The 8328-nt window shown below is 60.5% G+C and carries 6 protein-coding genes; 4 read left to right on the forward strand and 2 right to left on the reverse strand.

The features are described from left to right. Positions 1–235 precede the first annotated feature (235 nt). The 4 genes from D5269_RS16180 (at position 236) to D5269_RS16195 (ending at position 5360) form a co-directional block, all read left to right on the forward strand. Positions 236–1033, forward strand: coding sequence for an FAD binding domain-containing protein (locus D5269_RS16180; protein WP_243126920.1), 798 nt, complete (start codon positions 236–238; stop codon positions 1031–1033). Then, a complete protein-coding gene (locus tag D5269_RS16185; protein ID WP_016318065.1) occupies positions 1030–1485 on the forward strand; it encodes a 2Fe-2S iron-sulfur cluster-binding protein in 456 nt (151 codons plus the stop codon). The genes D5269_RS16180 and D5269_RS16185 overlap by 4 nt, the downstream gene beginning before the upstream one ends. Further along, the gene (locus D5269_RS16190; RefSeq protein WP_120486888.1) at positions 1482–3740 is read left to right on the forward strand and encodes a molybdopterin cofactor-binding domain-containing protein; all 2259 of its coding nucleotides are present in this window, start codon (positions 1482–1484) and stop codon (positions 3738–3740) included. The genes D5269_RS16185 and D5269_RS16190 overlap by 4 nt, the downstream gene beginning before the upstream one ends. A gap of 1443 nt (positions 3741–5183) precedes the next feature. Then, on the forward strand, positions 5184–5360 hold the full coding sequence (locus D5269_RS16195; RefSeq protein ID WP_016317937.1) for a DUF4177 domain-containing protein: 177 nt from the start codon (positions 5184–5186) through the stop codon (positions 5358–5360). A gap of 116 nt (positions 5361–5476) precedes the next feature. Here D5269_RS16195 and D5269_RS16200 read toward each other — a convergent pair whose 3' ends face one another. Together D5269_RS16200 and D5269_RS16205 are read right to left on the reverse strand one after the other, a co-directional pair. After that, the gene (locus tag D5269_RS16200) at positions 5477–6820 is read right to left on the reverse strand and encodes a hypothetical protein (protein WP_016317936.1); all 1344 of its coding nucleotides are present in this window, start codon (positions 6818–6820) and stop codon (positions 5477–5479) included. Between the two features lie 170 nt (positions 6821–6990). Continuing rightward, positions 6991–7812, reverse strand: coding sequence for a YdcF family protein (locus D5269_RS16205; protein ID WP_166545224.1), 822 nt, complete (start codon positions 7810–7812; stop codon positions 6991–6993). Positions 7813–8328 lie beyond the last annotated feature (516 nt).

The following is an 8328-nucleotide window of genomic DNA, read 5'->3' on the forward strand; positions in this document are numbered from 1 at the left end:
GTCTGGGGGCGCGGGGTTCTTTAAGGGGCGTCGCCCCTTAAATGCACTTTTGGTTCCTTTTCGTGCATCCGAAAAGGGACCCGCCGCGCGGGGGCGGACACCCCGCATCCTCCGCCGCTGACAAGCGGCACACCTCTTAAAAAAGGCAAGGTACTGCGCAGCTGTACAAAGAAGTAAAGTGCACCGCTGCACAAAAAAGCAACAGACGTATCAAACGAGGGACAGGAGACGAGACGTGTATACAATCAAGACCTATCTGATGGCGCAAACGCTGGAGGAAGCGTACAGTGCGCTGCAAAAGAACAAATCGAATGTGATTCTGGGCGGCTGCGGATGGCTGAAGATGACGCGCAAACGCTTCTGGACAGGGATCGACCTCAGCGGGCTGGGGTTGGACCGGATTGAGCAGCGGGACGGATGGCTGGAGATCGGCGCGATGGTGACCCTGCGGCAGCTCGAGACCGATCCGGCGCTGCGCGGCCTGTTCGGGGGGATCCTGCCGCGGTCGGTCGAACGGATCGTGGGGGTGCAGTTCCGCAGCTGCGCAACCGTTGGGGGCAGTGTCTGGATGCGGGCGGGGTTCTCCGACCTGCTGACCGCCCTTTCGGTGCTTGACACCGAGGTCGAGCTGTACCACGCGGGCCGGATGCCGCTGGAAGCCTTTTTCGCGCTGCCCCGGAACCGGGAGGCGCGGGACATCCTGACCGGCATCAGGATCCGGCTGGACGGCCGGGACGCGGCCTGCTCTTCGATGCGCAATACAGCCACCGATTTCCCGGTCGTGGGGGCGGCGGTCTCCAGATGCGGCCCCGGCTGGTCGGTCGCGGTTGGGGCGCGCCCGATGCGCGCGGTGCGGGTGCCCGAAGCGGAAGCCGCGCTTGCCGCCGGGGATTTGCAGGCAGCGTCCCGGGCCGTAGAGGCGCTCGGCTACGCGGGCAACCTGCGCGGTTCGGCGGATTACCGCCGCAAGGTGGCACAGGTGCTGGTCCGGCGGGCGGCTGAAGAGATTCTGCATCGGGAGGGGAAACAATGAGGATCAAACTGACTGTAAATGGCAGGCAGTTCGACAGGCACGTCCCCGCGGATATGATGCTGCTCGACTTTCTGCGTGAACAGGGATTCGTCAGCGTCAAGCGGGGCTGCGAAACCTCCAACTGCGGCCTGTGCACCGTCTGGGTGGACGAGCACCCGGTGCTTTCCTGCACCTATCCGGCCGCCCGGGCGGAGGGGAAACGGGTCACCACCATCGAAGGGGTGACCCCCGAGGCCGAGGAGTTCGGACGGTTCCTCGCGGCGCGCGGCGCCGAACAGTGCGGGTTTTGCAGCCCGGGGCTGGTCATGACCGTCCTCGCCATGCGCCGGGAGCTGCGCAACCCGGATGAACAGCAGGTCCGCGCCTATCTCGCGGGCAACCTCTGCCGCTGTTCCGGCTATACCTCCCAGCTCGCCGCGGTGATGTCCTTCCTGAAAGGGGGAGACCGATGAACGCAGTCAACCGCAGAATCCCCAAGCTGGATGCACGCGCCCTCACCACCGGCAAGGGGGTCTATACCGATGACCTCATCCCGCCCGGCGCGCTGACCGTCAAGGTGCTGCGCAGCCCGCACCCGTTCGCGCGGGTCATGGCGGTCCGGGCCGACGCTGCCCGGCGCCTCAACGGGATTGCCTGTGTGCTCACTGCCGACGACCTCCCGAAAATCCGGTTTACACAGGCGGGCCAGAGCTACCCCGAGCCAAGCCCCTACGACCGGTATATCCTCGAAGACCTCGTGCGGTATGTGGGGGACCCGGTTGCGATCGTGGCGGGCGAAAGCGAGCAGGTCGTGGACCAGGCGCTGCGGATGATCCGGGTGGACTATCAGCAGCTGGACCCGGTGCTCGACTACGAAACCGCGCTGGATCATCCCTCGGTGGTTCACCCGGAGCAGGACTATTTCAACAATTTCCCGGTCGGCGGGGACCCGCAGCGCAACCTCGTGGCATCGGGGGAACGGTCGGGCGGCGACCTCGAACAGGTTTTTTCGGAATGCGACGTGGTGGTTGAGGAGACGTTCCACACCAAAGCGGTGGCACAGGCGATGATGGAGACGTTCCGGACCTACACCTGGCTGGACCACAACAACCGGCTGAACGTGCTGACCTCCACCCAGATCCCGTTCCACTGCCGGCGGCAGATCGCGCGGGCGCTGGGCATCCCGCAGAGCCGGGTCCGGGTCGTCAAGCCGCGGATCGGCGGCGGGTTCGGGGCCAAACAGACGATGTGCAGCGAGCTGTTTCCGGCGGTGGTCACGATGAAAACCGGCAGGCCCGCCCGGATGGTATTTACCCGGCAGGAGAGCTTTACCGGGTCGAACAGCCGCCACGAGATGCGGGTGACCGTCCGGATGGGTGCGGACAAGGACGGCCGGGTCCGCGCCATCGACATGTACGCGCTTTCCAACCAGGGCGCTTACGGCGAGCATGGCCCCACCACGATCGGGCTGGTAGGGGGGAAGTCGATCGCCCTTTACACCCCCGAGGCGTTCCGGTTCCGGTACGACGTGGTTTATACCAATACGATGGGCGCGGGCGCGTTCCGCGGCTACGGCGCGACACAGGGCTGTTTCGCGCTCGAATCGCTGGCCAACCGCCTGGCCGGCCGGCTCAGGATCGACCCGGTAGAGCTGCGGCTGCGCAACATCCCCAAGGTGGGCGACCCGATGGAGGCGTACGGGGATGGCGCGCTCGCCAGCAGCCGGCTGGAGGACTGTATCCGGCGGGGCAGGGAGCTGATCGGCTGGGAGGAGAAGTTCCCGTCGGTGCGGGTGGACGGCCACACGGTGCGCGGGGTCGGGATGGCAATCAGTATGCAGGGGTCGGGCATCGCCAATATCGATACCTGTTCCGCTGTGATCCGCCTGAACGACAACGGGTTCTATACCCTGATGATCGGCGCAACCGATATGGGCACCGGCTGTGACACCATCCTTGCACAGATGGCGGCTGAGGTGCTGCACTGCCCGGTCAGCCGGGTCACCGTTGACGGGGTGGACACCGACCATTCCCCCTTCGACAAGGGGTCGTACGCCTCCGGCACCACCTATCTTACCGGGATGGCGGTGGTCAAGGCGAGCACCAAACTTGCGGCGGAAATCCGTCAGCAGGGCGCCAACCGGCTGGGCGTGCCGGTGCTACAGGTGATGTTCGATGGCGAGCAGGTCGTCTCCAAGACCGACCCCGACCTCAAAATCTCACTCTCCGACCTCGCGCAACAGCTGGTCGTCGGCGACGGGGAGTGGCTCCAGTGCACCGCCACCCATTCCAGCCCGGTTTCCCCGCCGCCGCTCATGGCCGGTTTTGCGGAGGTCGAGGTCGATACCGAAACTGGTAAAGTCTCGGTGGTGGATTATGTCGCGGTTGTCGACTGCGGTACGGTCGTCAATCCCAACCTTGCCACCGTCCAGACACAGGGCGGCGTTGCACAGGGGATCGGCATGGCGCTCTGGGAGGATATCCAGTACAACGCTCATGGACGGATGCTCAATGACTCGTTTATGCAGTACAAAATCCCCTCCCGCCTCGACCTTCCCGACATCCGTGTCGAGTTCATGCCCAGCTACGAGCCAACCGGCCCGTTCGGCGCAAAGTCGATCGGCGAAATCGTTATCAATACCCCCGGGCCCGCCATCGCTGCCGCGGTCGCCAATGCTGTCGGGGTCTGGTGCAGCGAGCTGCCGATCAAACCAGAGATGTTGATTTAGAAAAGGAGGGGGGTCTTCCCCTCCTTTTTCTCCCCCTTTTTTGAATAGGTGTGCCGCCTTCCGGCGGCAGGGGATGCGGGGAATCCGCCCCCGCGCGGCGGGTCCCTTTTCGAATGCACGAAAAGGGACCAAAAGTGCATTCAAGGGGCGACGCCCCTTAAAAAACCCCGCGCCCCCAGACAAGCGCTCATGCTCAGGGCTGATTTGCACCCTTGGATGCCCCCAGACGATGGCGGGGGATGTACAGCGGTGCTGTACCTTACCTTTTTTGAGAAGTGTGCCGCAAGCGGCAGAGGATGCCCGGTCCCGTCCGGGCGGACGGCTTGTTTTTTGCTTGTGCAAAAAGCAAGGTAAAAAGCACACATAAGGGGGTATCCCCCTTATGGAACCCCCGGAAGGGTGCCCGCCTTTGGCTGGGTGGAAAAGACACGCATGTCACAGCCCGCCTCAACCTGTTTTTTGTCCAGACCGGCCCTGTCCGCTCGCCCCAGGCTGTGCCGCAAAACCCCACTACACAGTGCTCGATCGGGCCGAGCTCCCCAGCAAGCCTTGTGCGCCGATCGGTTCAAACGCTGTGAAGAGGCGCCTTGTGGCCCGGCTTAGGCCAAGTGGGCAAAGCCTTGCCATTATTCTCTCATGGAAAAGTGTTCCAGTCAATCAAAAAAGGACGCTTGACAGCGTCCAGATTACAGTATATAATAAACATAAAGAAAGGTGCTGCCGGCAGACGGTCAGCCCCTTTGAGTGTGCAGAAATAACCGCGTCACTTTGTGAGGGTGGCGGTTATTTCTTTTTTGTTGCGTCTAACACAAGAGCAACAACGCCCAGAATTACCAGGCAGAACTGGAACAGCTCCGCATATGTAACCATAAGCATCACCCCCTTTCTTCAAGGGGGGCCAACCGCCTGCAACCGAATGTGGCAGCACCTTGTCCTTATTCTACCATGTGATGTAATGTATAAAGGGTGGTTTCACCAGGCCACTACATTACATTGACTGCGGTTCATTTGTGGTAGAATGACATAGGCTGGAAAGGCGGTGATCGACCAGCAGGAGGGAACCGAAGGGGGGAGCGTCCGGGGATGACCTGGGCGCTCCGTTCTCTTTGTCGGCCCTCTGCTAAGAGCGCACTTACTCACCACTCGGAAGCGGGCGGTGGTACTGCCTCCGGCAGCCGTGCACTCTCCGAGGTAGGCCGGGCGTCCCATCTCTGCCCAGTATGGACAGGCCAGCAGACGCCATCGGCGGTTTGTGCATCGGGCGGAGCTGCACCGATGCACCGGGGGCTTGGGGGCCATCAGCCCCCAACAAGCTGCGCCGGGTATATACCGGGGCATTGCTTGCTACTACTATCAGCACCTGTAAATGAGGGTTGAATGTCATTCCCATTGGTGGTATACTTGGCTTGTGACAAATCGGTATTTGCATGGAGGTATCTTCAAGTGAAAAAATATGAGTATAAAGTACTAACAATCGCAACTGCTTTAGCTGTAAGTACAAAGCAATATGAAAAGGTTGCGCAGGAGTTTGAAACACAATTAAATGAATTGGGAGCTGATGGTTGGGAACTTGTTCAGCGCATGGATGGTTTCTTTTTTCTAAAAAAGGAAATTGAATAAATTCCAGTTTATCGCGGGGACTTCATCTTTTGGGTGAAATCCCCCTTGACAAATGTTCTCTTGGGAGAGCGTTCCAGTCAATCAAAAAGGAGGGGATTTTCCCCTCCTTTTACCAATTACCAATAGATGCGTACGCCGCTGATGGTGCGGCCTTCCTTGACGATCTCGTATTTGGCGATATATTTCATGTCGACAAAATGTTTGAGCACGATTTCGGTATAATCGCGGATGCGTTTTTTGCGTTTTTTATCCGAGTCGATGTCGCCCAGCTCGCGGTAGATCGACTCAAAAAGAATCTTGTCGCGCATGACCTTGTTGTTCTGGTTTTTCATGGCCTCGATACGCATGAGCAGGTAGGTTTTGAGGGGGATTGTGGTGGCGTTGTTGTTGAGGGGGGCTTTGAGCAGGTCGATCGAGACGGTGGTGATCTGGTTTTTCATCTTGGCATAGCTGTGCAGGGGCGGGGTGTCTATGATCTGGTACATCTCGCTGCGCTTGCCGTTGACAACGCCGGTATACTTGTTGAGCGGGAGGAGGTAGCCGTCGATCGTGAACGAATCCACCTCATCCTCCCCGCCAATCCGGCGCTCGATCATGTGCGCCTTGATCTCCTCGGTCAGGTCGATGTTGATCGACAGCCGCCGCATAACGTCCAGCTTGGCTTTGATATCCTCGACCAGCCCATCGTCAACGGTGGGGTTTTCCTTACCGGTCATCGCGTGGTAGAGCATCGGGATGGTAAAGCTCGAGTTGCCGCTCTCGAGGATCGAGATAACCCCGTTGATGATGCTTTTGTCGTAGTTGGTGAGCTGGAAGTTGCCGTCAATCTTCATGTGCTCGGGGCTGTCGAGGGTAACCGCAGTCTGAATCGTGAGGTTTTTGCGGCGGGAAACGGTCACCTCGTTGAACTCCTTGAGCTGGGTCAGCTTATTGGTGATCGGGTCGATCGGCATGACGTAGTTTTTCGGCCGGATCGCCTGGATTGCGGGCGCGACCGATGCCAGCAGGCTGATTTCGGGCGCGACTTCCGGTTCAATCTGCAAGAGGGCTTCGGTTTCCTCGCTGGTGACCCCGCCCATCAGGATCAGGAACCGGCGGACGTCCTCGGGGATCTGCCCCAGGAATTTGTAATATTCGCCGGTCACCGCAATGACTTCCTGCATCGCCTGGTTGAGGTCCTGCTCCGAGATGCCCGGGCTGGTCATCCGTTCGTTGCACATCTGGGTCCGGGAGAGCAGCTCGCTGCATTCGTTCATCAGGTCCGCGATCCGGCCGCGCCCATACTTCTCGAGCAGCTGCGGGAGCAGTTCGGAGAGGACGCCGGTATAATCTACGGGGGCGGGGGGCTTGACATTGTTGGTGCTCATCATCTTAACCTCGTCTTTCGATAGAAACAGAGCCGCCGGATGGCGGTTGCAGCGGCAGCCATACAGGAACATGCCGGGCAGTGCAAATGTCATAGATACAACCCCTTTCACCCAGGGGTGCAAAAGGGGGAAAGGTGTATCTTTTCTGCACAAAACAGGCGCAGAGCCAAACAGGAAATTTCAGCAGCCTTTCCTGCGGCGCGATTGATGCGGCAAAGCACTCTTTTGAGGTGGTTTGCCAGGAAGCGGCGGGGGCTGTGCGGTCAGAGAAGCCGTTCCAGAAACGCTTTGGCCAGTCCGAACCACTCCCGCACCCAGTAGGAAGGGGCGAGGCCCCACGGGGATTTCGCGGGGAGGGCGCCCGCGGAGAGCTGGCAATCTGTGGCATAAACCGAAGCGCGCAGCTGGTGGAACCCATCAGAGGCGACCGCAAGGGAAGGGGATAGGCCATTTTCCGCAATGATCTGCGCGGTGAAAGCGATATTTTCGCCGGTGTCAGCAGAGCGGTCCTCCAGATAGATGCGGCTTTCGTCGATGCCATGCGCAACCAGCCAGTGCTGCATGACCGCCGCTTCGCTGTAGGGGCCGCCATCGTTGCGTCCGCCCGAGCAGACCACCACAGACTGTGGATGGTCGTCCAGCCAGTTTTGCGCGGCCTGAAGCCGGTATGCAAGCATGGTGGACGGGCGGTCGCCGATCACCTGACAGCCGAGCACCACTACGGTGGCGTCCGGGGCAGGGGGCGAAAACCATGCGGCGCGGACCATAAACACCGAAGCGGCGCCGCCGAAGCAGGCGAGCAGGGCAAGCATCAGGCAGAGCAGGGTACGCAGCCTGCGCCACCAGAGCGGCGTATAAACCGGCCTGCGGGGGTCGGAGGGAGTGTAAAAACGCCGGGGGATCCGGTAAGGCCCACCGTCAAACCGGTCCCAAAGCAGGCTCACCGCCAGCAGCGCGGCACCCGCAGCGCAGAGGACAAAAGTACCGGTATGGACCACCCCGAATGGCAGCGGGGCCAGGCCGAAAAAAAGAAGCGGGAGCGCGGCAGCCGCACCGGCTGTCCGCGGGAAGTTTGCTTTTGCCATATACAACCGCCTCCCGATGATTTGTTGACATGGAAGCATCCCGCTCCGTTTCCCCGGCCTGCGGCAGTCCCGCCGCAAGGGTACGGTAGCCGCTCTGCCCCATGGCCGCGCGGCTCTTCAGCAGGTTTTATCCGCTGGCGTGTTTCTGTCCGCCGCTGAAAACAGGCGTCTGCTTTTCAGTGGGTCGGCTGTATCCCATTTTCCCACGATTTCGCTGCTTTGTCAATCCACCAGGGGTAAAATGTGTGTGCAGCTGCGCGGCACGTTGCCTTTTTTGTGCAGCTGCGCGGCACGTTGCCTTTTTTGTGCAGCTGCGCAGCACCTTGCCTTTTTGATCAGTGTGCCGCGAACGGCAGAGGATGCCCGGTCCCGTCCGGGGTAGTGGCTCTTTTTGTGCAGCTGCGCAGCACCTTGCCTTTTTAAGAGGTGTGCCGTAAGCGGCACAGGATGCCCGGTCCCGTCCGGGCGGACGGCTTGTTTTTTGCTTGTGCAAAAAGCAAGGTAAAAAGCACACAT

Source organism: Anaerotruncus sp. 1XD42-93 (assembly GCF_009917605.1).
In the GTDB taxonomy this organism is placed as follows: Bacteria; Bacillota; Clostridia; order Oscillospirales; family Ruminococcaceae; genus Anaerotruncus.

Coding starts and splice junctions, on each gene's coding strand:
- D5269_RS16185 (WP_016318065.1), top strand. CDS start 1,030: ATGAGGATCAAACTGACTGTAAATGGCAGGCAGTTCGACAGGCACGTC.
- D5269_RS16200 (WP_016317936.1), bottom strand. CDS start 6,820: ATGACATTTGCACTGCCCGGCATGTTCCTGTATGGCTGCCGCTGCAAC.
- D5269_RS16205 (WP_166545224.1), bottom strand. CDS start 7,812: ATGGCAAAAGCAAACTTCCCGCGGACAGCCGGTGCGGCTGCCGCGCTC.
- D5269_RS16190 (WP_120486888.1), top strand. CDS start 1,482: ATGAACGCAGTCAACCGCAGAATCCCCAAGCTGGATGCACGCGCCCTC.